The organism is Bacteroides sp. BFG-637 (genome assembly GCF_024793605.1).
Taxonomy (GTDB): domain Bacteria; phylum Bacteroidota; class Bacteroidia; order Bacteroidales; family Bacteroidaceae; genus Bacteroides; species Bacteroides vicugnae.
Window position 1 is genome coordinate 3,498,326 of the sequence record NZ_JANUPD010000002.1, and the last position, 23,830, is coordinate 3,522,155.

Here is a 23,830-nt window from a genome sequence, read left to right on the forward strand (position 1 = left end):
TAAACACATAAATTTATGAGTGCATTGAAAGGGCATCCGAAAGGCCTTTATCTGATTTTCGCGACAAGCACGGCAGAGCGTTTCAGTTACTACGGTATGCGCGCGATCTTTATTCTTTTCCTGACGCAGGCATTATTGTTTGACAAAGAAGCGGCAGCATCCATTTACGGTAGCTATACCGGATTAGTCTATTTAACTCCTTTGATTGGCGGATACATTGCTGATAAATATTGGGGAATCCGTCGCTCTGTGTTTTGGGGAGCAGTGATGATGGCAGTCGGACAATTCCTGATGTTCATGAGTGCCTCTACTTTGGATAATACGGAACTTGCTCACTGGATGATGTATGGCGGACTCGGATTCCTGATCTTGGGAAATGGTTGTTTCAAACCTACCGTTTCTTCTCTCGTGGGGCAACTCTACGAACCGGGAGACAGACGGCTGGATGCTGCATATACCATTTTCTATATGGGAGTGAATGTCGGTTCTTTTGCCGCCCCTTTGATTTGTGGTTATCTGGGTGATACCGGTGATCCGCACGACTTTAAATGGGGATTTCTTGCAGCCGGAATCATGACACTGTTCACCGTTGTACTTTTTGAAACTCAAAAGAATAAATATCTTTTCTCTCCCTCCGGAGAACCAATCGGTATTATTCCCGATGCCAAACGTGAAAAGAAAGAGGAGATAGCCGAGCATATCTCACACCCGAAGATGGATAAGCGTACCAAGATACGTAATACCTTTGTAATCACTATTCTTACAGTTGCTTTAATAGCCTTCTTTAATTATGCTTTTGAGGGTGATTGGGTGAGCATCGGTATTTTTACCGCCTGCATTGTTTTCCCTGTCCTCATCCTGCTGGACGGATCATTAACCAAGATCGAACGTAGCCGTATTTTTGTTATCTATATAGTATCTTTCTTTGTCATTTTCTTCTGGGCGGCTTACGAACAGGCAGGAGCCTCTTTAACCCTTTTTGCCTCCGAACAGACCAACCGCGATATTTTAGGTTGGGAAATGCCGGCTTCGTGGTTTCAATCCTTCAATCCTCTGTTTGTTGTTGTTCTGGCATATATAATGCCGGGTGTGTGGAGTTTCCTTAACAAACGAAAGATGGAACCTGCTTCTCCTACCAAACAAGCGATTGGCTTGCTACTTCTTTCTTTAGGTTATCTTTTCATCTGTTTCGGAGTGAAAGATGCCATCCCCGGAGTGAAGGTAAGTATGATTTGGCTGACAGGACTTTACTTTATTCATACAATGGGTGAAATAGCCTTGTCACCTATCGGACTTTCAATGGTAAATAAGTTGAGTCCGCTACGCTTCGCCTCTTTGATGATGGGAATCTGGTATCTGTCTACTGCCACAGCCAATAAATTTGCAGGCATGTTGAGCGGACTTTATCCGGAAGCCGGAAAAGTGAAATCAATCTTTGGTTATCAGATTGCTACCATGTACGATTTCTTTATGGTATTCGTTGTCATGTCCGGTGTTGCTTCATTGATTCTGTTCCTTCTCTCGAAGAAATTACAGAAGATGATGCACGGGGTAGAATAAAAAATCGTATTTTTGCAAGGTTATTTTTAAAATTACCGGTTATGGATACCATTCAGATAAAAGACAAACAGTTCACTGTTTCTATTAAGGAACAGGATATTCAGAAAGAAGTGATTCGCGTAGCGAACGAAATCAACCGCGACTTGGCAGGTAAGAATCCGCTCTTCCTTAGTGTGTTGAACGGTTCATTTATGTTTACCGCCGACTTGTTGAAGCATATCACCATCCCTTGCGAGATTTCGTTTGTGAAACTGGCTTCTTATCAGGGAGTGACTTCCTCGGGAGTGATTAAGGAAGTGATCGGACTGAATGAAGACATTGCCGGACGCACAGTAGTGATTGTGGAAGATATTGTGGATACCGGGCTGACCATGCAACGCCTGTTGGATACACTGGGTACACGCAACCCTGAAGCAATCCATATTGCTTCTCTGCTTGTGAAGCCTGAAAAGCTCAAGGTCAATCTGAACATCGAATATGTAGCAATGGAAATCCCGAACGACTTTATCGTTGGTTACGGATTGGATTATGATGGTTTCGGACGTAACTATCCCGATATTTATACAGTAGTAGATTAAACAGTTAATATTAAATAGGTACCAGTTTTAATGGTAAATAGTAAATCGTTAAATTGTAAATAACAAAATGTTGAACATCGTAATTTTCGGTGCTCCGGGTTCAGGAAAAGGAACACAGAGCGAACGTATTGTAGAAAAGTATGGAATCAATCACATCTCAACAGGAGATGTATTGCGTGCTGAAATCAAGAATGGCACAGAACTGGGTAAAACTGCTAAAGGTTACATCGACCAAGGTCAATTGATTCCTGATGAATTAATGATTGATATTCTGGCAAGCGTATTCGACAGCTTCAAAGATAGCAAAGGTGTAATTTTCGACGGTTTCCCAAGAACAATTGCACAAGCTGAAGCATTAAAGAAAATGTTGGCAGAAAGAGGACAGGATGTTTCTGTAATGGTTGACCTGGATGTTCCGGAAGAAGAACTGATGGTACGTCTGATTAAACGTGGTAAGGATTCCGGTCGTGCTGATGATAATGAAGAGACCATCAAAAAACGTCTGCACGTATATCATTCACAGACTGCCCCACTGATCGACTGGTACAAGAACGAAAAGAAATACCAACACATCAACGGCTTGGGTACTATGGAAGGTATCTTTGCTGAAATCTGCGAAGCAGTAGATAAATTGTAATTTAGTAATCTTACTAATTATCAATACACTATTATAAATGAATAAGTCAGTCAGTAGCCGGAGTATTCTACTTAACTACTCTAACTACTGACTACTTTAACTACTTAAAAAGAATATGGCTGAATCGAATTTTGTTGATTACGTAAAGATATACTGTCGCTCGGGTAAGGGCGGAAGAGGCTCTACGCACATGAGGCGCGAGAAATATTGTCCTAACGGAGGTCCCGATGGGGGCGATGGTGGAAGAGGAGGTCATATCATCTTGCGCGGTAACCGTAATTACTGGACATTGCTGCACTTGAAGTATGACCGTCATGCAATGGCCGGTCATGGTGAATCGGGGAGCAAAGGACGTAGTTTCGGAAAAGACGGTGCGGATAAAGTAATAGAAGTGCCCTGCGGAACGGTCGTTTATAATGCCGAAACCGGGGAATATCTTTGTGACGTAACAGAAGACGGACAGGAAGTGATCTTGCTCAAAGGCGGTCGCGGTGGTCAGGGTAACTGGCATTTCAAGACGGCAACCCGTCAGGCTCCGCGTTTTGCGCAGCCGGGAGAACCGATGCAGGAAATGACCGTTATCATGGAGCTGAAACTGCTTGCCGATGTTGGTCTGGTAGGTTTCCCGAATGCGGGTAAGTCAACTTTGCTTTCTTCTATTTCGGCTGCCAAACCGAAAATTGCTGATTACCCGTTTACTACGCTCGAACCCAATCTGGGTATCGTTTCCTATCATGGTGGAAAGTCTTTCGTAATGGCGGACATACCGGGTATTATCGAGGGAGCCAGTCAGGGTAAAGGCTTGGGACTGCGTTTCCTGCGTCATATCGAGCGCAATTCATTACTGCTGTTTATGGTTCCGGCAGACAGTGACGACATTCGTAAGGAATACGAAGTCTTGCTGAACGAACTGCGTACTTTCAATCCTGAAATGTTGGACAAGCAACGTGTGTTGGCTGTCACCAAGAGCGATATGCTCGATCAGGAATTGATGGACGAAATAGAACCTACATTGCCGGAAGGCATTCCCCATGTATTCATATCTTCTGTTTCCGGTTTGGGTATCTCGGTGTTGAAAGACATTCTTTGGGAAGAACTGAATAAGGAAAGTAATAAGATAGAGAACATCGTTCACCGTCCGAAGGACGTGACCCGTCTGCAACAGGAGCTCAAAGACATGGGCGAAGATGAAGACATCGTTTATGAATATGATGACAATGTTGATGATGACGATGATGATATCGACTATGAATATGAGGAAGAAGATTGGGAAGAAAAATGATTTCACTTACAAAAAATAAAGAGTTGAAGGGATATAAGTCACTCATGTCATATCCCGAAGTAGCTCATTTCGTAACTACACGTCACGGAGGTGTTAGTACCGGGACTTATGCCTCTTTCAACTGCTCGCCTTATACGAATGACACGTGTATGAATCTTGTCCGTAACCGGCATCGGTTGCTTCAATTGATGAAGTGGGAAATACAAGAATTATTCTTTGCAGAGCAGCGACACGGTGCCGTGAGCATAGTGATTGATAAATGGTACTTTGATGCTCCGGAAGGAATGAGGCAGGATGTTTTGAGAGGTGCCGATGCTTTAATTACCAATATACCGGGGTATTGCGTTTGCGTCACGACTGCGGATTGCGTACCCATATTGTTGTATGACAAGAAGTTGCAAGTGGTAGCTGCCATTCATGCCGGATGGAAAGGAACGGTGGAGCATATTGTCAGCAATGTACTCGAACACATGAATGAGATGTTCGGAACGCAAGGCGAAGATGTGGTAGCTTGCATCGGACCGAGTATTTCGCTCGAATCATTTGAAGTAGGCGATGAGGTCTACGAAGCTTTTAAAGAAAGTGGTTTCGATATGTCCCTTATTTCTATTAAAAAGAGGAAAACCGGAAAGTATCATATCGACCTGTGGGAAGCAAACCGGATTGAATTACTGAATGCCGGAGTGCCTGCAGAACAGATAGAAGTAGCTGGCATCTGTACCTATATTCATCATGATGAATTCTTCTCTGCACGTAGACTGGGTATAGACTCCGGCCGTATCTTGTCGGGAATAATGATTAGAAAGTAATAATCAGTACCTATAACCGTATAGCACTGATGATTAGTTTATGATAAGTTATGTTTGAAATAAAAGTATCTAAAGAAATAAAAGACGCATGCCCGGTTTTCGCCGGAGCCGCCGTGTATGCTGCAGTGAAGAATACTGCTTACAGCGAAGGTCTTTGGCACGAAATCAATGCTTTCACCGAACAACTGACTTCCACAACACAGATGGAAGACATCAAACATCAACCTGTTATCTTTGCTACCCGTGAGGCTTATAAACGTTGTGGCAAAGACCCCGGACGTTATCGTCCGTCAGCCGAAGCTTTGCGTCGCCGCCTGATGCGCGGAATCCCTTTATATCAGATTGATACGTTGGTAGACCTGATTAACCTCGTGTCTCTTCGTACGGGACATTCTATCGGTGGCTTTGATGCGGATAAAATACAAGGTACACACCTTGAACTCGGTATCGGTAAAGCTGGAGAACCATTTGAAGGCATCGGGCGCGGTGTGTTGAATATTGAAGGATTACCCGTATATCGCGATTCATTCGGAGGAATCGGAACCCCGACAAGCGATCACGAACGTACGAAAATGGATCTCGGAACTACTCATATTTTAGCGATAGTCAACGGTTATAACGGGAAAGAAGGCTTGAAAGAAGCTGCTGAAATGATTCAGACTTTATTAAGAAACTATGCAGAATCGGATGGAGGCGAAATCATGTTCTTTGAATAATGAGGCTCCTTTTTCCGGCTTGAAAAAGAAAAAACACATGAAAAACATACTTATTTTACTGACTGTTTTATTATTGCCACTGGCTGTCAACGGACAGAATAAACCTTCATTCTCTGCCCGGGAAGTGAGCGATGTCCGGGTAGCTACTCCCGGGCTATTTGCTAAAGGGAATCACATCTATCTGCATTTGGACTCCTTGAAAGACCATGAATATGCTTTTCCATTACCCGGAGGAAAAGTAATCTCCGCCTATGGAACTCGTGGAGGACATTCGGGAACAGACATTAAAACTTGTGCAAAAGATACGATTCGTGCTGCTTTTGATGGAGTGGTACGTATGTCGAAACCATATTATGCCTACGGGAATCTAGTCGTTATCCGTCACGCTAACGGATTGGAAACTCTTTATAGCCACAATTTCAAGAATCTGGTTAAAAGCGGTGATATCGTAAAAGCCGGACAGCCTATCGCACTAACCGGGCGTACTGGCCGTGCCACTACCGAACATGTGCATTTCGAAACCCGTATCAACGGAGAGCACTTCAATCCGAATCTGATTTTCAACCTGAAAGAGAGAACATTGCGGAAAGAATGTATCAAGTGTACCAAGAATGGGGGTAAAATCGTTGTGAAGACTCACACTCCTGATAGTCGGGTTGCGCAGAATAAGAAGTAAACTATTATGGTACAAACCGTATGCAAACCGGTTTGTCTATTTTAATATCCCGGTGCACGTCCGTTAGCAATCCCGTATCTGCATCTCTTTCATAAACTTGTATCACATTGCTATCTCTGCAAGCGACTAACAGGTATTTACCGTTAGGCGTGATGATGAAATTACGCGGATGAATCCCTGTAAGTTGATAGCCTGTTTTCGTCAACATTCCGTTATCCGGATGAATCCGGAAGATAGCGATGCCATCTGCTTTCAAGCGATTGCTGGCATATAAGAATTTTCCATCCGGGCTGATATGAATGTCTGCACTTCCTTTAGCTCCCACAGTATCAGCAGCTATCGTTTGAATCTCTTTCAGGTTTCCGTCTTTATATTCAAAAGCAATGACTGTGCCCGATAACTCATTTATCAGATAAGCATAGTTACCGTTCGGGGCAAATGTCAGATGGCGGGGGCCTGAACCGGCTTTTACTTTGTAGGCTGCTGGTTGTCCTTCTTTAAGGAAACTCTCTTGGTTGGCAATATCTGCATTCGGGTTGATGACATATTTATGTATTTGGTCTGTTCCTAAATTATCAGCAAACAGGTATTTTCCATCCGGAGTAATCCGTATACAGTGCAAATGAGATTTTTCCTGCCGTTCCTTGTCTACTCCCGAACCTTCAAACTTCAGGATATCGGAAGCAGGAAGGAGAGAACCATCCTTGGCAATAGGAAAAACAGAAATACTGCCTCCACTGTAATTGGCAGTCACCACATTCTTACCATTAGTGATAATATAGCAAGGGTCTTCGCCTCCGGTTTTCTGTGAATTTAATAGTTGGAAAGTGCCTTTCTCTTTATCGAAAGCCAATGCATTGGCAGCAGCCCGCTCATCATTAAATTCACTGACTGCATAAACGAATTTTCCGTCAGTGGATGGAACAAGATAAGAAGGATTCTCTATTTCTACTTCACTCAACGGGACAGCAGTTCCGTCTTTTTCATTAAAGCGGAAGCTATAGATACCTTTACTGGTTCCTGAAGTGTAAGTACCTACTAACATCGTTAATTCATTTTCCGTAGTATCGGTTGTTTCCATATGAGTCTTTTTTTTAGATGTGCAGCTACTGATACTGATTCCGAATAGACAAATAGCCGCGAATGACTTGAATATAAATGCTTTAGATAAAAATCTCTTCTTCATAAGTAGCATGTTATTGGTTGGTTCTTCATGGTGTTTTTTCATTTTAAGTATAAAATAGCTCCGTAAAGATAATGCTTTGATATAATATTTGCTAACGTCTTCTCGTAATTTAGAAAACATTTCCTATCTTTGTACCCTTGGAAAGCGTTCTAAATAATCGCTATTCTGTACGAATAAGAATTTGGGGTTGACTGGATTTGACAGCGGGCAGAAATGGTAGGTAAGCATGCAGTGGGTCGGTAATTTCCACTTAAATATCAGTTATCAAAATTTTATCTGGCGAAACTAATTACGCTCTTGCTGCTTAATCGAATCACAGTAGATTAGCTTAATCCAGGCACTAGGTGCCAGGACGAGACATCACTCGGAAGCTGTTGCTCCGAAGCATTCCGGTTCAGTGGTGCAGTTACATCGGGGATAGTCAAAGGCGGCCTCGCACCTTTGATGAAACTTAAGAGGATAAGGCAGGAATTGATGGCTTTGGTTCTGTTCCTGCACGAAAATTTAGGCAAAGATAAGCATGTAGAAAGCTTATGATTTCCTCGTTTGGACGAGGGTTCGATTCCCTCCAGCTCCACTTTGTACTGATCATTAGTATCTATAAAAAGAACACTCAATGTTGCAAAAGTAACATTGAGTGTTCTTTTCTATGGGGCTATCAATGAATTTATTCCCCCTCGTGAGCCATTAATCTTTATATCTGTATCAGGCAATAGCATTTTAATGCGCTCTATTCCCTCTTTGGTTATCTTTCCATATAGGTTCAACGATTTGATTTTTATCTTTGATATTTCATCCGGTATATCAATCTTATCGATAAACTGGATATCCAGTCTTTTTATCTCCTTCAGTTCTAACAAGACAGTAGGAAACTTCTTTACCCTAATGTTAATACCACTGCCCCAGCCATCATTTTGGGCGTCAGCACTCAACTTGTTTTTTAATCCGTCATTGTTAACGTCTTTCTTTCTGACCATCCAACCTATTTGTGGTCGCAGAGCAAAATTCTTACTATTTTGCTCCAGTCCGATGAAACCTGCCCAAAATTCCAATGGGGTCTCTTTGACAGCATCGGGATATACTTCCTGATACTTTACATCTACCTTCACTATTTCATCGGGGAGACAATTTCTGCCTTCAAGCTGTTTCAGATTATTTCTTCTTCCTTTCTTGTCATACGGGAAAAATTTAACAATCCATCCGTCAATAATATTCGGAGCGCCGTATTGCTTCTGTGAATGATATTTGAACATATTGCGCCAGAAGCTTTTGTCCACCTGGCCTTTGGAGGCTTTGACAAATTCTTCCAGAAGAGGCTCCAGTTCGGAAATCCACCATTCAAGTTTATATTCTTTCAGGCTTCTGGCTTTCTGTAGAACTTTTTCCCAGTCCTCCGGAGTTCCTTCGAGGGTTATTTCAGGTATTCCACAGACAATGCGTATGATTATAAACTCAAAGTATGGCTTCACAGCTTCCATGATTGTTATTTCAGAAGCAACTTTCTCTAAGGAGGTGGTTGTTGAAAAATTACAGGTAAGCAACTCAGTCAGATGGTTACAGACGTGTTCTGATATTTGTTTTGTGAATTGGGGAAAGATCTCTTCCCATGAAAAAGTAGGGTCTTCCAGTTTCTTGTCCGCTCTTACAATTAAGGACAGTTTGCCGGAGAAGTCAACGAGATCATTTCTCATCGATTCCTGATTGGCATTTATATGCCGGGCAAATCCCTGGCTGATTAGTAGCCAAATCATGTCTGGGGACAGAACAAATGGCCTGTGATCTGCATAAGCCTGATACATACCGTTGAAAAAAGAATTAGGACCAAAAGATACCAGACTGTCAGGAGATTGGCTCTTTGCAATGATATGATAAGGAATTTCGATATGCTTCTTTTTTATTTCATAAGGCTCTATGTTCATGTACGATAATATAAGACTTTTATAAATGTCGTCTTGGGAATTCAAATGGAGTAATTCTTCAGGCTTTGAAAGCTTTTCAACTTTAAAGGTGATTCCATTTTGAGCGAATATGGGAACACTGCAAGATATTAATAAGCCAAAAAGTATGTTTTTCATAATCTTAAATGATTCTATGGTGGCATAAACTTATCAGGTATGTCTATGCTTTTCATAGACGATATGCAAATATAACATTATAAGAAGTAGATTAAACAGGATATTAAATGTTTTTTGATTTATATCTATAAAAAACATAAGCGTATTATTTCTTGAGCCGATAAGCGGGAATTATTCGGGAATTTGTAGTAAGTTTGCTCTGCTAATCCTAAAGAATGACGCAGAGAAAGATTATACATATCGACATGGATGCCTTCTATGCCTCTGTAGAACAGCGTGATAATCCTGAACTTCGTGGCAAACCTTTGGCAGTAGGTCATGCTGAAGAGAGGGGAGTTGTGGCTGCTGCCAGCTATGAAGCCCGGCGTTATGGTGTCCGTTCGGCCATGTCCTCCCAAAAGGCGAAACGCCTTTGTCCCCAACTCATCTTTGTACCCGGCAGGATGGATGTTTATAAATCCGTTTCCCGTCAGATACATGAGATTTTCCACGAATATACAGACCTCATCGAACCTCTGTCTTTGGATGAGGCTTTTCTGGATGTTACTGAAAACAAGAAAGATATTTCCCTAGCTGTGGATATAGCCAAGGAAATAAAGCGGAAGATTCGCGAGCAACTCAACCTTGTTGCCTCTGCCGGAGTATCTTATAATAAATTTTTAGCTAAAATAGCTTCGGACTATCGCAAACCGGACGGCTTATGTACTATTCACCCGGAACAAGCTCTTGATTTTATCGCCTGTCTTCCTATTGAATCTTTCTGGGGAGTGGGACCTGTGACTGCCAGGAAGATGCATTTGCTGGGTATCCACAACGGACTTCAACTACGGAAATGTTCTCTTGAAATGCTGACTGGTCATTTTGGAAAAGCAGGTACGCTGTATTATGAATGTTCGCGAGGCATTGACGAACGCCCTGTCGAAGCAATTCGTATTCGTAAATCTATCGGCTGTGAACGTACATTGGAACGGGACATTTCGGCCCGTTCATCGGTCATAATCGAATTATATCACGTTGCAGTAGAACTGATTGAACGTCTCCAGCGAAAAGACTTCAAAGGAAACACGCTTACCTTGAAAATTAAGTTTCATGATTTTAGCCAGATCACCCGAAGCCTTACTCAATCGCAGGAACTGACTACCTTAGACCGGGTACTCCCGCTTGCCAAGGAACTGCTTAAAAGTGTGGAATATGAACAACATCCAATCCGTCTCATCGGGCTTTCTGTCTCCAATCCGAAAGAAGAAGCCGATGAGCAACACGGTGTTTGGGAACAGTTGAGTTTTGAATTTAGCGATTGGGATTAAGGTATGAAAAACGGGAAGAGAACAGGATGTCAAAATAGAGCCTTTATTTGGACTAAACAGCGGCTCTGTTTAAGGAAGACAGAGCCGCTGTTTAGCTAAAATTGCACCTCTGTTTTCTTGGAACGGAATCTCTGTATTTTGAGAAGAAATCTCTGTTTAAATATGAGTGAAATCGATTATTCTATAACCTAAAAGCTTAAAATGAAGCAATTATGAGTACAAATTTTGAAGTATGTACTTTTTTGTCATTAGGTTCGTATGATTTGCTCACCTCATTTTTTATCAGATACACTATCTTTGCAATACTTAAATGAATGAAAATACCATGACTCGAATGAAACATTTGCTTTGTGTTTTTCTGGTAGCAGCTTTGGGAAGTCTTTCTTTCAAGGCAAACGCATATACCGAACGCAATATGCTGCAGAAAGCGGCAGACGAAACTACGTTGAAAAACGTGTTGGTAATGAAACAGGCTTGGGTGCCTTACCCTGCTTATACAGATCGCGCCGCTTGGGACTCGTTGATGGGACCTAACAAACAATGCCTCATCGAAGCCGGTGAAAAACTCCTCAACTATAAATGGCAGCTGATACCTGCCACTGCTTATTTGGAGTACGAACGTAGCGGTAACCGGAAAGTGATGGAAGTTCCTTATGACGCCAACCGTCAGGCACTCAACACCCTGATGCTCGCCGAACTGGCTGAAGGGAAAGGACGCTTCATCGACCAGCTACTGAACGGAGCATATATGAGCTGTGAAATGAATTCATGGGTTTTATCTGCACACTTGCCTCGCCAGAGCAGCAAACGTTCACTGCCCGATTTCCGTGAACAGATTATTGACCTCGGTTCAGGCGGATATGGAGCTTTAATGGCTTGGGTGCATTATTTCTTCCGCAAACCATTCGACAAAATCAATCCCGTGGTATCTTTACAAATGCGTAAGGCAATCAAAGAACGTATTCTCGATCCATATATGAACGACGATGAAATGTGGTGGATGGCTTTTAACTGGAAACCGGGGGAAATCATCAACAACTGGAATCCCTGGTGTAACTCGAATGCCCTGCAATGTTTCTTCCTGATGGAGAACAATAAAGACAAGTTGGCAAAAGCCGTTTACCGCTCCATGCAATCAGTCGACAAATTTATCAATTTCGTGAAGTCCGACGGTGCCTGTGAAGAAGGTACATCCTACTGGGGACATGCTGCCGGCAAACTCTATGACTATCTGCAGATACTCTCCGACGGTACAGGTGGAAAACTGTCTCTGTTCAACGAACCGATGATTCGCCGGATGGGAGAATATATGTCCCGCTCATACGTGGGTAATGGCTGGGTGGTGAACTTTGCTGACGCATCGGCACAAGGAGGAGGTGATCCCTTGTTAATCTATCGTTTCGGTAAAGCTGTAAACAGCGATGAAATGATGCATTTTGCCGCTTACCTGCTGAATGGGAGAAAGCCGTATGCCACCATGGGCAACGATGCTTTCCGTTCGCTCCAGTCTCTGCTTTGCTGTAATGAACTCGCAAAAGCAACTCCGAAACATGATATGCCGGATGTTACCTGGTATCCCGAAACGGAATTCTGCTATATGAAGAACAAGAATGGTATGTTCGTTGCCGCTAAAGGCGGATTTAATAACGAAAGTCATAATCACAATGATGTAGGGACCTTCTCTCTATACGTGAATACGATCCCCGTGATTATTGATGCCGGTGTAGGTACCTATACCAAACAGACGTTCGGTAAAGACCGCTATACTATCTGGACCATGCAGAGCAATTATCACAACTTGCCGATGATTAACGGAGTACCGCAAAAATTCGGTCAGCAGTATAAAGCGACAAATACAGTTTGCAATGAGAAGAAACGGACATTCTCTACTGATATAGCTACTGCTTATCCGGCAGAGGCGAAAGTGAAAAGTTGGATTCGCTCTTACGCACTTGATAATAATAAATTAACTATTGGCGATACTTATACATTAGATGAGGTTATTGCTCCTAATCAACTGAATTTCTTAACTTGGGGCAATGTTACTTTCCCGTCTGAAGGGAAAATCCGAATCGAAGTGAAGGGACAAAAGGTGGAAATGCATTATCCGTCACAATTTAAAGCAGAACTGGAAACAATCAAATTAGATGATCCGCGCCTGTCTAACGTATGGGGCAAGGAGATTTACCGCATCACACTAAAGACAGAAGAAAAGAAAGCGACTGGTAAATATGAATTTGTGATCCAACAAGTGAAGTAAGATGAAGTAGATTCTTTTAAATAAGAAAAAATAAAGTATAAACATTTAAATCACAGTAAGATGAAAAAAGTTTTATTTGCCGGCCTTTTGGTCATTGCAGGAGTAAGTGTAAGTGCACAGAACCTGATAAAGAATGAAAAATTCGCTACCGAAGTAAAGACTAAAGTGACTAACGCTAACAAAGCTGCCGCAGGAGAGTGGTTTATTTTGAATAATGAAGCTGACGGAGTAACTACTATTGCTTGGGAACAAACGGGAGATGCCAAATATCCGAATGCGATGAAATTTGATAATTCCGGTGCCGAAAAAAATATCTCTTGGTACAAGGCTTTTCTGGGACAACGTATTACCGATGGTTTGGAAAAAGGCATCTATGTTCTTACTTTCTATGCAAAAGCTAAAGAAGCTGGTACTCCGGTAGGTGTATACATCAAACAGACCAATGAAGAAAAGAACGATAATGGTAAGTACAATACCACTTTCTTCATGCGTAGAGATTATGATGCGGATGCTCAACCGAATGCTTCGGGTGCACAGTATAACTTTAAGATTAAAGATGCTGATAAATGGACTAAAGTAGTGGTTTATTATGATATGGGACAAGTGGTTAATGCTATTAGCAGCAAGAAGGCAAATGCTGACTTGGAAGTATCTGACACGGATGATGACGCTGCTATTCTGAAAGATTGCTATCTGGCTATTCTTTCACAAAACAAAGGTGGCGTTGTAGAAATCAGCGACGTGACATTGAGAAAAAAATAAAAACTAAGGGTGGGTAAGTGCCTGTCACTCATAAATTGCTATCTTTTTAGGCACGGATTACACGGATTTCACGGTCTTAAGTATTGTCATTGCTACAAAGTAACCGTGTTAATCCGTGTAATCCGTGCCTAAATTATTAAGAACACATACTTAATATATAGACTCCATAGAATAATCAACCCTCTATTTAGGGTGATACCAAGCGGCTTATTGGATTCCGAGTTTCTTCTTCAAACCCTTTGGCAGAGAATCTTTATGAACCATGACACAAATAGTTTTGGCACGTACATAACTTTCAGACATATTCAGATAACCTCCGGATTTGTTGCTTTCTGCTCCCCAGGAATTCTTGGTAATATAATATTTAGTACCATTCTGGTCTTTTACAATGCCGGTGATATGCATCAGGTGGTCATCGGTCGTTACAAACTTCTCATAACCGTCCTGACGGATTTCCGGTGTAACATTGATTTCCGGATAAGGATGCTCGAACTTGAACACTTCATCCATACGCTGATATTTAGGCATAGCTTCAAAACGGGCACGATCGGTAGTTGAGTAATCTTTCACGTCCTCTACTTGCGGATTGATGGCGATTCCGTTCTTGAAAGAGAAACCCTGTTCGCTGACATCACCATCCCAACATACGGTATATCCCTTGTTCAATGCATAGTCAATAGCCCCGATCAGTTCGTCCAGCGGAAGATTATACATCGGTTGATTCTCCCAGTTGTCGGGCACTTCAGGTGAGAAGGTTTCATAATAAGGTTTATGAGTGAAACTGGTCAGCTCGATATAATCATCCATATTCAATCCCAAACTTTCAGTGAAAGATTGAGGCGTATATTCCTTGCCTTTATAAGTAAACTTTTCAGGAAGCTTGCCCAAATAAATGTCGAACAGATTGTTGATGAGCGCATCATATTCCGGAGTACGCTTTTTAGAAGCAATATTTGCATCCACCAATGCTTTGAGGTAACGTGACAATGCTCCGTGGTTATGATCTTTGCTGTCGTTTAGCAGTCCGGTGTATACTTCTTCCGGAACGATTCCCGCTTTCTTATAAGCATTCTTGAAAGTGTGTGCCAAACTTCCTTCCCCAATGCTTCCTTTACCACGACGCAGGTAATTGTCTTCGATCTGATTCATGTACTTCTGGCGGACGATAAACATTTCCGAGAGATCATATTCTCCTTTTCCCATACGGAGCAGTTCCGACTCCATAAAAGAAGCGGTGGCAAAGCACCAGCAGGTTCCTGTGGAGCCCTGATCTTTGACAGGTGTTGCTTTGTGAGATACAACGGTTGTGAATTCATAACCGGGTGTTTGTGCAAAAGAGGTTACGGCTAGTAAAAGCAGCGCAACCGACATAAATAGCTTTTTCATAATGTGTTTTATTATCTTTCTTCTGCAAATGTATAAAAAAAGCGAGGATACTCGAAAGTTCCTCGCTCTATTTATTATAATTAGTGTGTTTATTTACATGACAACCTGCTGTGACAGCAGTTTTTGAAGTTTACCGTTCAAGGTTTGACACATAGCACCATTTCCCATTGCTTGATAGCGTTTAATACGGTACTGTAACATCATAATTTTTTCATTTGCATTCTTTTTCATAATTTGTTTCCTCTTTTTTTGCCCTCCACGTTTTGAAGAGCGATTTTACATCTTGTTTTCTCTAATAACACTGCAAAGATACGAATTGTTTTTGAATTATATGCTGTAAAACATAAAAATCTTCTTTTTCATTTGAATTTTCTTTTTATAAGGGTTCGAACACGGTCCATGTTACAGACCTGTTACAAAATGCCCGCAATTCTCCGTTGATGACAATATTATTCTTATCTATCACATTTTTATGTACTTATCTAGGCTTTCAGAAAATATTCTTGTATTTTTGTCAGTCAGCAACCTTATTATTAGAATAAACCAAACACTCGTATGAAAACATTCACCCATCTTTTGTGCATTCTGATTTTGTCAATTGTGCTGTTTGCTTGTAACAACGCTCATTTTCTCAAAGAAGAAGCCTACCGGAATCAAGTGGCTCAAGACTTTGAACTGAAAAAACAGGCACTTCCTCATGGAGATTTATTTGCGATCTTTGCCAATTCTGTTTTATCAGTCTACGAGCGCGAAGCATTGATGTTTCTCTATGCTTATATGCCGATAGGGGATGTGACGGACTATTCAGGAGATTATTATCTGGAAAATGTCCGGCTGTCAAAGCAGACGCGTAGCGAAATGCCTTGGGGAAAGGAGATTCCCGATGAAGTGTTCCGTCATTTTGTTTTGCCGATCCGGGTGAATAATGAGAATCTGGACGATTCCCGTCGTGTGTTTTATGGCGAGCTGAAAGATAGGGTGAAGGGACTGCCGATGAAAGAGGCTATATTAGAGGTGAATCACTGGTGTCATGAGAAAGTAGTCTATCGTCCGAGTGATGCGCGTACCAGTTCGCCATTGGCATCCGTCAAGACGGCGTATGGGCGTTGTGGTGAAGAGTCTACATTTACGGTAGCTGCTCTCCGGGCGGTTGGTATTCCGGCGCGTCAGGTGTATACGCCTCGTTGGGCGCATACGGATGATAATCATGCCTGGGTGGAAGCATGGGCGGATGGACATTGGTATTTCTTCGGAGCCTGTGAGCCGGAGCCGGTTTTGAATCTGGGATGGTTCAATGCTCCTGCCAGTCGGGGAATGTTGATGCATACGAAAGTCTTCGGGCGTTATAACGGTCCGGAGGAAATGATGCTTGAAACGCCGAATTATACGGAAATCAATGTGATTGATAATTATGCGCCTACCGCTAAGGCTATCGTGACGGTGACGGATGCCGAAGGACAAGCGGTAGCAGACGCTAAAGTTGAATTTAAGATATACAATTATGCAGAGTTCTATACAGTAGCTACGAAGTATACAGATGCAGAAGGGAAAGCCAGCCTGACTGCTGGTAAAGGAGATATGCTGGTTTGGGCATCCCGTGACGGACGATTTGGCTATGCTAAATTATCTTTTGGAAAAGACAATGCATTGCATCTCTCTTTAGATAAGAAAGAAGGGGAAACTTATTCCTTGCCAATGGATCTTATTCCTCCGGTAGAAGGGGCGAATATCCCCGAAGTCACTCCCGAACAGCGTGCAGAGAATGATCGGCGAATGGCGCAAGAAGACTCCATCCGTAATGCGTATGTGGCAACAATGATGACGGAAAAACAAGCCGAAGAGTGGGTAGACAAGCTGTATGGAAATGCTTTACAATCGGAAAAGAAAGAAAAACTGGCAGACTTTCTGGTTGCTTCGCGCGGAAACTACCAAACATTGAAAGACTTCCTTTTGCCTGTCAGGAAAGAGAAAGATGCTGTCTCATGGGAAGAAATACGTGCCATGTGGATATTAGAGAGTCTTTCGGCAAAAGACCTCCGTGATGTAACTCTGGATGTATTGAATGATCATTTGCAAACGAATCTTTCGGATTGGGAAAAGATAGATACCGAACGTTTTAAAAGAATGTACCTCAATCCTCCTCGTGTAGCCAATGAAATGCTGACTCCTTATAAAAAGGTACTTCGCGAAGCGATTGAAAAAACTGTTTACCAGTCTGTTCCCGATAGCATGAAGCGTGATCCTAAGGTATTAATAGAATGGTGTAGAAAAGAAATTAAAATCAATAATGAATTGAATTCCCAACAGATTCCGATCTCTCCGATGGGTGTGTGGAAAGCACGGGTGGCTGATGAAAAGTCACGTGATATTTTCTTTGTAGCAGCTTGCCGGAGCATGGGATGGGCGCCTGCCCGGATTGATGAAGTGACCGGAAAGGTACAGGTCTTAAATAAAGAATTTGCTCCGGAAGATGTCGATTTCGAGACAGCAGAATCCGCATTGTCCCAAAAAGGAGTATTGAAAGCTACCTATACGCCTATCCGTTCATTAGATAATCCTAAATATTATTCGCATTTCACTCTTTCCAAGTTTAAAGACGGTACCTTCCAGTTGTTGAATTATGACGAAGGAGAGACAGATATGGGGGATGGGACTACATGGCATAATTTATTAAGATATGGGAGAGAGTTTGATGAAGGCTATTATATGATGGTGACCGGAACCCGTCTGGCAAGTGGCGCAGTGCTTTCCAACATTACGTTTTTTACGATAGAACCGGGTAAGACAACGACAGTTGATCTTGTGATGCGTGAAAGCAAAGATCAGGTACAGGTGATCGGCAATTTTAATTCAGAAGCTGTCTATCGTCCGGTTGGTGACACCGGGCTGCAAAGTATTTTGCAAACCTGCGGTCGTGGCTATTTTGTGGTGGCTGTTCTCGGGGCAGGGCAGGAACCTACCAATCATGCGTTAAGAGACATAGCCGCTCTAGGCAATGATTTTGAACAGTGGGGGCGTAAGATGGTCTTTCTTTTCCCTTCGGAAGAACAATACAAGAAATTTAATGCTGACGAATTCAAGGGACTTCCGTCTACCATCACTTACGGTATTGATACTGATGACAGCATTCGGAAAGAAATTGTGGCAGCTATGAACTTGAACAATTCCATCCTGCCGGTCTTTATTATTGCCGACACATTTAATAGGATAGTCTTTGTTTCTCAAGGATATACAATCGGTTTAGGGGAACAATTGATGAAAGTTGTACATGGATTATAGGAAAGAGGCTGTATGAATAATCGTTAATTCTTGCTCTTAATATGCTTTTTTCGGAAAAGAATGATTACGTTTGCAGCAAATTATGACTAAGTATATTTTTTGCATATTAGCATGCGCATTTCTGGTATTGGGATTTAGTAATGTTTCCGATAAAGATTTGCAGGGATTTCAGAAAGAAACTGAAATCCGGGTTAATGATATGCAATATAAAGTAGAGTCATGTTGTTGTGTCTCTTCTGCCGGCTTCGATAAGTCAAGTAAAAAATCGCATTCGCAGTTTGTTGATGAGACATCCAATTGTAAAGTCAGTGACTGCATTTTTGATAATATCTCTTTTCCGAGAAGCATTGTTCCTTTCAAGAACTTGAAGTTCAATACAAATACTGTGATTATACAGATATTGAGCTCTCTGAATGTTCAGCTTCCGGAGAATCGTTTGGGTCATACCGACCTTGATGTCAATTACACTAAATATTCGTGTAAGTATTACGTCTACACATTGGCGCATATTCTCATTTAGACAATATTCTTTTCTTTTGGTTGGGTGAGGTGTGTCTTATTCTGATACCTCTCTGCCACTCTTTCCTTTATTTTTATTATTATCTATTTTATTCATGTCAACATGGAAAACAAAGAATGTATTTCCTGTGACTTGGAACAAAAGACGGGTATTGATGTGTCTTATTGCTACCAGTGTGGCAAATGTACGGCCGGATGTGTGTTATCAGAGGAGATGGATTATGCTCCCAGCTATATTCTCCGGTTGTTGCAGACAAAAAATGCTCAAAATGACCGTCGCGTGTTAAGTTCCAATGCCATTTGGATTTGCTTGAATTGCGAAAACTGTATTGCCCGGTGTCCCAAAGAAATAAACATTCCTGAAGTGATGGACTATCTGCGTGAGAAATCCCGTCAAGAAGGATGCATTAGTAAAGAGTCACGCCCTGTTGTAGCTTTCCATTCCGCTTTTCTCGAATCAGTAAAAAGAACAGGAAGACTCTACGAGGTTGGATTGGTTGCAGGTTTTAAAGCCCGTACCTTACGTTTGACACAGGATTTGAATGTGGCTCCTGTTATGTTCGTCAAAGGGAAGCTCAACCTTCTTCCGGAACGGGTAAAAGATGAGAATATGATCAAAAAGATATTTGCACAAACCATTGAAAAGACTCAAAAGTAACTATGAGAATCGGTTTCTATCCGGGATGTTCGCTAAATGGAACTTCTCGTGAATATAATGAATCAGTCAAAGCACTGGCACAGGCGATGGGACTCGAACTGATCGAGTTGAAAGACTGGAACTGTTGCGGTGCAACGGCTGCTCACTCCATGAGCAAACAATTGTCTCTTGCCTTACCTACCCGTGTGTTGGCTTTGGCAGAACAACAGGGATTTCAAGAAATCGTTGTCCCCTGCGCTTCCTGTTACAATCGGTTGAGTGTGGCTCAATACGAATTAATGCACAATGAAGCATTGAAGGATGAAATACTGACTACAGTTGGAATGCGCTACCTCGGTCATGTGAAAATATTGAATGTCATCCAGATGATAGAGAAATATATGCTGGATGCATTAAAAGAGAAAATAGTACGTCCTTTTGCTCATCAAGTGGCTTGTTACTATGGCTGCTTGCTGGTGCGTCCCCATAAAATATTAAACTTCGACCGTTTGGAAGATCCGCAAAGCATGGACAAAATCATGTCTCTGATTGGTGCCACTCCTATTGACTGGGCTTTCAAAACGGAGTGTTGCGGTGCGGGCTTGTCCGTTTCTCGCACAGACCTTGTAGGACGTCTCTCGGGAAATATTCTGAAAGATGCTGACGACCGGGGAGCGGAAGCCGTGATTGTGGCTTGTCCGATGTGTCATTCTAATTTGGATATGCGTCGCCCTGCTATCAACCACTATCTGGCAAAACCTGTTACCATACCGGTTCTTTATATCACACAGGCTATCGGACTGGCTGTCGGACTGACTCCCAAGGAATTGGGACTGGGACGTCATTTTGTAGCTGTAAATTTGAAGGAGGCGGAAGTATGTCTAAAATAGGAGTTTTTATCTGCCATTGCGGTGAAAATATCAGTGCAACTGTCGACTGCGAAAAAGTGGCCGAGGCGGCAAAAGAAATGGAAGGCGTTGCCTATGCCATCGATTATAAATATATGTGTTCCGATCCGGGACAGACATTGATTAAGAACGCCATTAAAGAATATGGATTGGATGGCGTTGTCGTTGCTGCCTGTTCTCCGCGAATGCATGAACCTACCTTTCGGAGGGCATGTGCGGAAGCCGGATTGAATCCTTATCTGTGCGAGATAGCTAATATTCGTGAGCATTGCTCTTGGGTACATGAGAAAGGGGAGGCAACTACCCGTAAGGCTGTCGATATTGTCAAAAGTCTGGTTGAAAAAGTAAAGCGGAATCATCCTTTGGTCCCCATTCAGGTTCCTATCACCAAAAAAGCACTGGTGATTGGAGGAGGAATTGCCGGAATTCAGGCAAGTCTGGACATCGCCAATTGCGGACATCGGGTCATTCTGGTAGAGAAAGAACCGTCTATCGGCGGACATATGTCACAGCTTTCGGAAACTTTTCCTACATTAGACTGTTCGCAGTGTATTCTTACTCCCCGAATGGTGGAAGTAGCGCAGCATCCGAATATCACTCTTTATACGTATGCCGAACTGGAGCATGTGGAAGGCTTTATCGGTAATTTTAAAGCCAGTATACGCCTGAAAGCGAAGAGCATTGATGAGAAATTATGTACCGGTTGCGGACTTTGTACGACTAAATGTCCCAACAAGAAGATACCGAGCGAATTTAATGCCGGTTTGGGAATGCGTACAGCTATTTATGTTCCTTTTCCGCAAGCAGTGCCCAATAAACCGGTGATTGATAAAGAACATTGTACCCATTATCGCAATGGTAAATGCGGAGTTTGTGAAAAGCTATGTCCTACGGGGGGCTATCCGTTTCGGACAGGAGGATCGTATTATCACTGAAGAAGTCGGAGCAATTGTAGTGACTACGGGATTCAATGTATTAAATACCGACTTCTTCCCCGAATATGGATATGGAAAATACAAAGATGTCATTACCGGATTGCAGTTTGAGCGTCTGGCATCGGCTTCCGGTCCTACATTCGGAGAGATTCGCCGTCCGTCTGACGGACAGATTCCTCAAAAGATTGTATTTGTAGCCTGTGCCGGTTCCCGTGATCCGGCCAAAGGAATTCCTTATTGCTCTAAGATATGCTGTATGTACACTGCCAAACATGCGATGCTTTATCAGCACAAGGTACATGGTGGCGAATCGTACGTGTTCTACATGGATATTCGTGCCGGAGGAAAGAATTATGAAGAATTTGTGCGCCGTGCCATTGAAGAGGATGGAGTGAATTACGTCCGTGGTCGCGTCGCCCGCATATATGAGAAGAACGGTAAATTGATTGTTAAAGGAGTAGACACCCTGTTGGGAGCATCACCTGTCGAGATAGAAGCTGACATGGTAGTGCTTGCCACAGCGGGAGTCGCCAACAAGGGAGCGGAAGAACTGGCGCAGAAGATGCACATTTCCTATGACCCTTATCAGTTCTTTGCCGAATCTCACCCCAAACTGAAACCGGTGGAAACGAATACAGCCGGAATCTATCTGGCAGGAGCCTGTCAGGCACCGAAAGATATTCCCGAAACAGTGGGAATGGCTTCGGGAGCCGCTGTGAAAGTAGCAGGATTGTTTTCACAGGCAAATCTGGTTCGTGAGCCGTTGATAGCCGTTGTCAATCGTACTGCCCCTCCGTTATTCAGTACTTGCGTAGGATGCTTCATGTGTCAGACAGCTTGTCCTTATCAGGCCATCGAACGTGAAGAAATAAAAGACAGGAATGGAAATGTAATAAAGACAGTTGCTAAAGTAAATCCCGGACTTTGTCAGGGTTGTGGTACCTGTGTTGCTTTCTGCCGTTCCAAATCTATTGATATACAAGGATATTCCAATGAACAGGTCTATGCCGAAGTGATGGCATTGCTGAACCATTAAAAAGAGAGTAAGCTATGAACGAAAATAAGATCGAGAATAATCAGGAATTTGAACCGCGCATTGTAGCTTTTGTCTGTAATTGGTGCACGTATGCCGGGGCAGACCTGACAGGTACGAGCAGGTTGAAGTATGCGACTAATGTAGAAATTGTCCGCTTCCCCTGTACAGGAAGAATTGACTTTATGTTACTGTTGAAAGCCTTTGCCGGAGGTGCTGATGGAATTATCGTTTCAGGTTGTCATCCGAATGACTGTCATTATACATCCGGAAACTTCCACGCACGTCGTCGTTGGATTGTATTCCGCGGACTGCTCGACTTCTTGGGAATTGATGTACGTCGTATCCGTTATTCATGGGTGTCGGCGGCGGAGGGAGCCAAGTGGGCTGATCTGGTGAATGAAACAGTTGCCGGAATCCGTGAACTGGGACCTTATCTGGAGTATCAGAAAGCTTCGGACTATTTGGAAAAGGAGGCTATCTATGAGTAAACTGACAGAAAAAGCAGTTGCTTTGTTACAAGAAGGAGAAGTGAATCTTGTGATAGGCTATGAAGAAGGAAATCACGGAACACGTCCTCTCTTTTGCCGGCAGGCAGAAAATGCCGACAGACTGATACTGGACGACCGTTGCACGAATAATATCGCAGTCTATCTGACAAAACGGGAATTAACAGGAACAGGCAAAGTGGCTATAACAGCTGCGGTTCCGGCATTACGGACGATTGTTCAATTGGCATTCGAAAACCAGTTGAAAGAAGATAATCTTCTGGTACTGACCGTTGACGGACATGGAGAACTTATCCAGTTTAAAGGATTCGATGAAATAAAAACATATCTGGCAGACTTTCCCTTGACTATTAGTGAGGAGAATCTTCAACTGATTGATCGTCTGAAAAAGATGAGTCGTGAAGAGCGGTGGAAATATTGGATGGGGGAAATGTCGAAATGCATCAAATGTTATGCTTGCCGGGCTGCCTGTCCGTTGTGTTATTGCAGCCGGTGTATTGTGGAGGTCAATTGTCCACAGTGGGTACAACCCTGGTCTGCTCCGCTGACAAATATGGAATGGCAGATTAACCGCGTGATGCACATGGCAGGACGCTGCATTGGTTGTGGCGCTTGTAAGCAAGCCTGTCCGGTGGGTATTCCTCTTCATTTGATGACACAAAGTATGATGGAAGACATTCAGGGCGAGTTCGGGGTTGCTCCCGGTGCTATCAATCCTGCGGGAAATGTACTTTCTACCTTCAAGGCAGAAGATAAAGAGAACTTTATACATTAAA

At 42.7% G+C, this 23,830-nt stretch carries 20 protein-coding genes, 1 other RNA gene and 1 pseudogene; 18 read left to right on the top strand and 4 right to left on the bottom strand.

Features of this window, described 5'->3' with window-relative positions; all coding sequences use genetic code 11:
- The first annotated feature begins 15 nt into the window (after positions 1–15).
- The 7 genes from NXX38_RS13335 (at position 16) to NXX38_RS13365 (ending at position 6,258) form a co-directional block, all read left to right on the top strand.
- Positions 16–1,560 carry a peptide MFS transporter gene (locus NXX38_RS13335; RefSeq protein ID WP_258979700.1) on the top strand — a complete coding sequence of 515 codons (1,545 nt, stop codon included), beginning with the start codon at positions 16–18 and terminating at the stop codon, positions 1,558–1,560.
- Between the two features lie 41 nt (positions 1,561–1,601).
- Positions 1,602–2,138, top strand: a complete 537-nt coding sequence (gene hpt, locus NXX38_RS13340; protein ID WP_004304676.1) for a hypoxanthine phosphoribosyltransferase — start codon at positions 1,602–1,604, stop codon at positions 2,136–2,138.
- Positions 2,139–2,205: 67 nt separating this feature from the next.
- On the top strand, positions 2,206–2,775 hold the full coding sequence (locus tag NXX38_RS13345; protein WP_004301902.1) for an adenylate kinase: 570 nt from the start codon (positions 2,206–2,208) through the stop codon (positions 2,773–2,775).
- A 115-nt stretch (positions 2,776–2,890) separates the two neighbouring features.
- The gene (gene obgE, locus NXX38_RS13350; RefSeq protein ID WP_074557362.1) at positions 2,891–4,057 is read left to right on the top strand and encodes a GTPase ObgE; all 1,167 of its coding nucleotides are present in this window, start codon (positions 2,891–2,893) and stop codon (positions 4,055–4,057) included.
- Positions 4,054–4,866: a peptidoglycan editing factor PgeF gene (gene pgeF / locus NXX38_RS13355; protein ID WP_217721616.1), complete on the top strand. Its 813-nt coding sequence runs from the start codon at positions 4,054–4,056 to the stop codon at positions 4,864–4,866. Before obgE ends, pgeF begins: the two co-directional genes overlap by 4 nt.
- A 50-nt stretch (positions 4,867–4,916) precedes the next feature.
- A complete protein-coding gene (locus NXX38_RS13360; protein WP_195648407.1) occupies positions 4,917–5,582 on the top strand; it encodes a B3/4 domain-containing protein in 666 nt (221 codons plus the stop codon).
- Positions 5,583–5,619: 37 nt separating this feature from the next.
- On the top strand, positions 5,620–6,258 hold the full coding sequence (locus tag NXX38_RS13365; protein ID WP_148364410.1) for a M23 family metallopeptidase: 639 nt from the start codon (positions 5,620–5,622) through the stop codon (positions 6,256–6,258).
- A gap of 4 nt (positions 6,259–6,262) precedes the next feature.
- Here the strand turns inward: NXX38_RS13365 and NXX38_RS13370 are convergent, their stop codons facing one another.
- Positions 6,263–7,444, bottom strand: coding sequence for a lactonase family protein (locus NXX38_RS13370; protein WP_258979703.1), 1,182 nt, complete (start codon positions 7,442–7,444; stop codon positions 6,263–6,265).
- A gap of 183 nt (positions 7,445–7,627) precedes the next feature.
- Here NXX38_RS13370 and ssrA point away from each other — a divergent pair.
- Positions 7,628–8,024, top strand: a transfer-messenger RNA (tmRNA) gene (ssrA, locus tag NXX38_RS13375).
- A gap of 67 nt (positions 8,025–8,091) precedes the next feature.
- Here ssrA and NXX38_RS13380 read toward each other — a convergent pair.
- The gene (locus tag NXX38_RS13380) at positions 8,092–9,519 is read right to left on the bottom strand and encodes a DUF4419 domain-containing protein (protein ID WP_258979714.1); all 1,428 of its coding nucleotides are present in this window, start codon (positions 9,517–9,519) and stop codon (positions 8,092–8,094) included.
- Between the two features lie 215 nt (positions 9,520–9,734).
- On the opposite strand from NXX38_RS13380, the gene dinB reads away from it, so the two are divergent.
- The 3 genes from dinB to NXX38_RS13395 all read left to right on the top strand — a co-directional run bounded on the left by dinB (position 9,735) and on the right by NXX38_RS13395 (position 13,848).
- On the top strand, positions 9,735–10,826 hold the full coding sequence (gene dinB, locus NXX38_RS13385) for a DNA polymerase IV (protein ID WP_148364413.1): 1,092 nt from the start codon (positions 9,735–9,737) through the stop codon (positions 10,824–10,826).
- A gap of 325 nt (positions 10,827–11,151) precedes the next feature.
- A complete protein-coding gene (locus NXX38_RS13390) occupies positions 11,152–13,086 on the top strand; it encodes a heparinase II/III-family protein (protein ID WP_258979718.1) in 1,935 nt (644 codons plus the stop codon).
- Positions 13,087–13,146: 60 nt separating this feature from the next.
- Positions 13,147–13,848, top strand: a complete 702-nt coding sequence (locus NXX38_RS13395) for a DUF4627 domain-containing protein (RefSeq protein WP_074557373.1) — start codon at positions 13,147–13,149, stop codon at positions 13,846–13,848.
- A 207-nt stretch (positions 13,849–14,055) separates the two neighbouring features.
- Here the strand turns inward: NXX38_RS13395 and NXX38_RS13400 are convergent, their stop codons facing one another.
- Complete coding sequence (locus tag NXX38_RS13400) at positions 14,056–15,234, bottom strand: aminopeptidase C (protein ID WP_148364415.1); 1,179 nt, start codon at positions 15,232–15,234, stop codon at positions 14,056–14,058.
- 93 nt (positions 15,235–15,327) lie between these two features.
- Positions 15,328–15,465, bottom strand: a complete 138-nt coding sequence (locus tag NXX38_RS13405) for a hypothetical protein (RefSeq protein ID WP_167511728.1) — start codon at positions 15,463–15,465, stop codon at positions 15,328–15,330.
- Positions 15,466–15,789: 324 nt separating this feature from the next.
- On the opposite strand from NXX38_RS13405, the gene NXX38_RS13410 reads away from it, so the two are divergent.
- From NXX38_RS13410 to NXX38_RS13440, 7 genes and pseudogenes are all read left to right on the top strand, one after another.
- The gene (locus tag NXX38_RS13410; RefSeq protein ID WP_258979719.1) at positions 15,790–18,513 is read left to right on the top strand and encodes a transglutaminase domain-containing protein; all 2,724 of its coding nucleotides are present in this window, start codon (positions 15,790–15,792) and stop codon (positions 18,511–18,513) included.
- An 82-nt stretch (positions 18,514–18,595) separates the two neighbouring features.
- Positions 18,596–19,033, top strand: a complete 438-nt coding sequence (locus NXX38_RS13415) for a hypothetical protein (RefSeq protein WP_074557379.1) — start codon at positions 18,596–18,598, stop codon at positions 19,031–19,033.
- A gap of 102 nt (positions 19,034–19,135) precedes the next feature.
- Positions 19,136–19,690, top strand: coding sequence for a 4Fe-4S dicluster domain-containing protein (locus tag NXX38_RS13420; protein WP_195650471.1), 555 nt, complete (start codon positions 19,136–19,138; stop codon positions 19,688–19,690).
- Positions 19,691–19,692: 2 nt separating this feature from the next.
- Complete coding sequence (locus tag NXX38_RS13425; protein WP_148364419.1) at positions 19,693–20,559, top strand: CoB--CoM heterodisulfide reductase iron-sulfur subunit B family protein; 867 nt, start codon at positions 19,693–19,695, stop codon at positions 20,557–20,559.
- Positions 20,547–22,548, top strand: a pseudogene (locus tag NXX38_RS13430) (4Fe-4S binding protein). Before NXX38_RS13425 ends, NXX38_RS13430 begins: the two are co-directional and overlap by 13 nt.
- A 14-nt stretch (positions 22,549–22,562) precedes the next feature.
- Positions 22,563–23,036, top strand: a complete 474-nt coding sequence (locus tag NXX38_RS13435) for a hydrogenase iron-sulfur subunit (RefSeq protein ID WP_004301922.1) — start codon at positions 22,563–22,565, stop codon at positions 23,034–23,036.
- The gene (locus NXX38_RS13440; protein WP_258979720.1) at positions 23,029–23,829 is read left to right on the top strand and encodes a 4Fe-4S binding protein; all 801 of its coding nucleotides are present in this window, start codon (positions 23,029–23,031) and stop codon (positions 23,827–23,829) included. Before NXX38_RS13435 ends, NXX38_RS13440 begins: the two co-directional genes overlap by 8 nt.
- Position 23,830 lies beyond the last annotated feature (1 nt).

Bases quoted from the DNA above. Each gene is read 5' to 3' on its own strand.
- NXX38_RS13335 (WP_258979700.1), top strand. From the start codon at position 16: ATGAGTGCATTGAAAGGGCATCCGAAAGGCCTTTATCTGATTTTCGCG.
- hpt (WP_004304676.1), top strand. From the start codon at position 1,602: ATGGATACCATTCAGATAAAAGACAAACAGTTCACTGTTTCTATTAAG.
- NXX38_RS13345 (WP_004301902.1), top strand. From the start codon at position 2,206: ATGTTGAACATCGTAATTTTCGGTGCTCCGGGTTCAGGAAAAGGAACA.
- obgE (WP_074557362.1), top strand. From the start codon at position 2,891: ATGGCTGAATCGAATTTTGTTGATTACGTAAAGATATACTGTCGCTCG.
- pgeF (WP_217721616.1), top strand. From the start codon at position 4,054: ATGATTTCACTTACAAAAAATAAAGAGTTGAAGGGATATAAGTCACTC.
- NXX38_RS13360 (WP_195648407.1), top strand. From the start codon at position 4,917: ATGTTTGAAATAAAAGTATCTAAAGAAATAAAAGACGCATGCCCGGTT.
- NXX38_RS13365 (WP_148364410.1), top strand. From the start codon at position 5,620: ATGAAAAACATACTTATTTTACTGACTGTTTTATTATTGCCACTGGCT.
- NXX38_RS13370 (WP_258979703.1), bottom strand. From the start codon at position 7,444: ATGAAGAAGAGATTTTTATCTAAAGCATTTATATTCAAGTCATTCGCG.
- NXX38_RS13380 (WP_258979714.1), bottom strand. From the start codon at position 9,519: ATGAAAAACATACTTTTTGGCTTATTAATATCTTGCAGTGTTCCCATA.
- dinB (WP_148364413.1), top strand. From the start codon at position 9,735: ATGACGCAGAGAAAGATTATACATATCGACATGGATGCCTTCTATGCC.
- NXX38_RS13390 (WP_258979718.1), top strand. From the start codon at position 11,152: ATGACTCGAATGAAACATTTGCTTTGTGTTTTTCTGGTAGCAGCTTTG.
- NXX38_RS13395 (WP_074557373.1), top strand. From the start codon at position 13,147: ATGAAAAAAGTTTTATTTGCCGGCCTTTTGGTCATTGCAGGAGTAAGT.
- NXX38_RS13400 (WP_148364415.1), bottom strand. From the start codon at position 15,234: ATGAAAAAGCTATTTATGTCGGTTGCGCTGCTTTTACTAGCCGTAACC.
- NXX38_RS13405 (WP_167511728.1), bottom strand. From the start codon at position 15,465: ATGAAAAAGAATGCAAATGAAAAAATTATGATGTTACAGTACCGTATT.
- NXX38_RS13410 (WP_258979719.1), top strand. From the start codon at position 15,790: ATGAAAACATTCACCCATCTTTTGTGCATTCTGATTTTGTCAATTGTG.
- NXX38_RS13415 (WP_074557379.1), top strand. From the start codon at position 18,596: ATGACTAAGTATATTTTTTGCATATTAGCATGCGCATTTCTGGTATTG.
- NXX38_RS13420 (WP_195650471.1), top strand. From the start codon at position 19,136: ATGGAAAACAAAGAATGTATTTCCTGTGACTTGGAACAAAAGACGGGT.
- NXX38_RS13425 (WP_148364419.1), top strand. From the start codon at position 19,693: ATGAGAATCGGTTTCTATCCGGGATGTTCGCTAAATGGAACTTCTCGT.
- NXX38_RS13435 (WP_004301922.1), top strand. From the start codon at position 22,563: ATGAACGAAAATAAGATCGAGAATAATCAGGAATTTGAACCGCGCATT.
- NXX38_RS13440 (WP_258979720.1), top strand. From the start codon at position 23,029: ATGAGTAAACTGACAGAAAAAGCAGTTGCTTTGTTACAAGAAGGAGAA.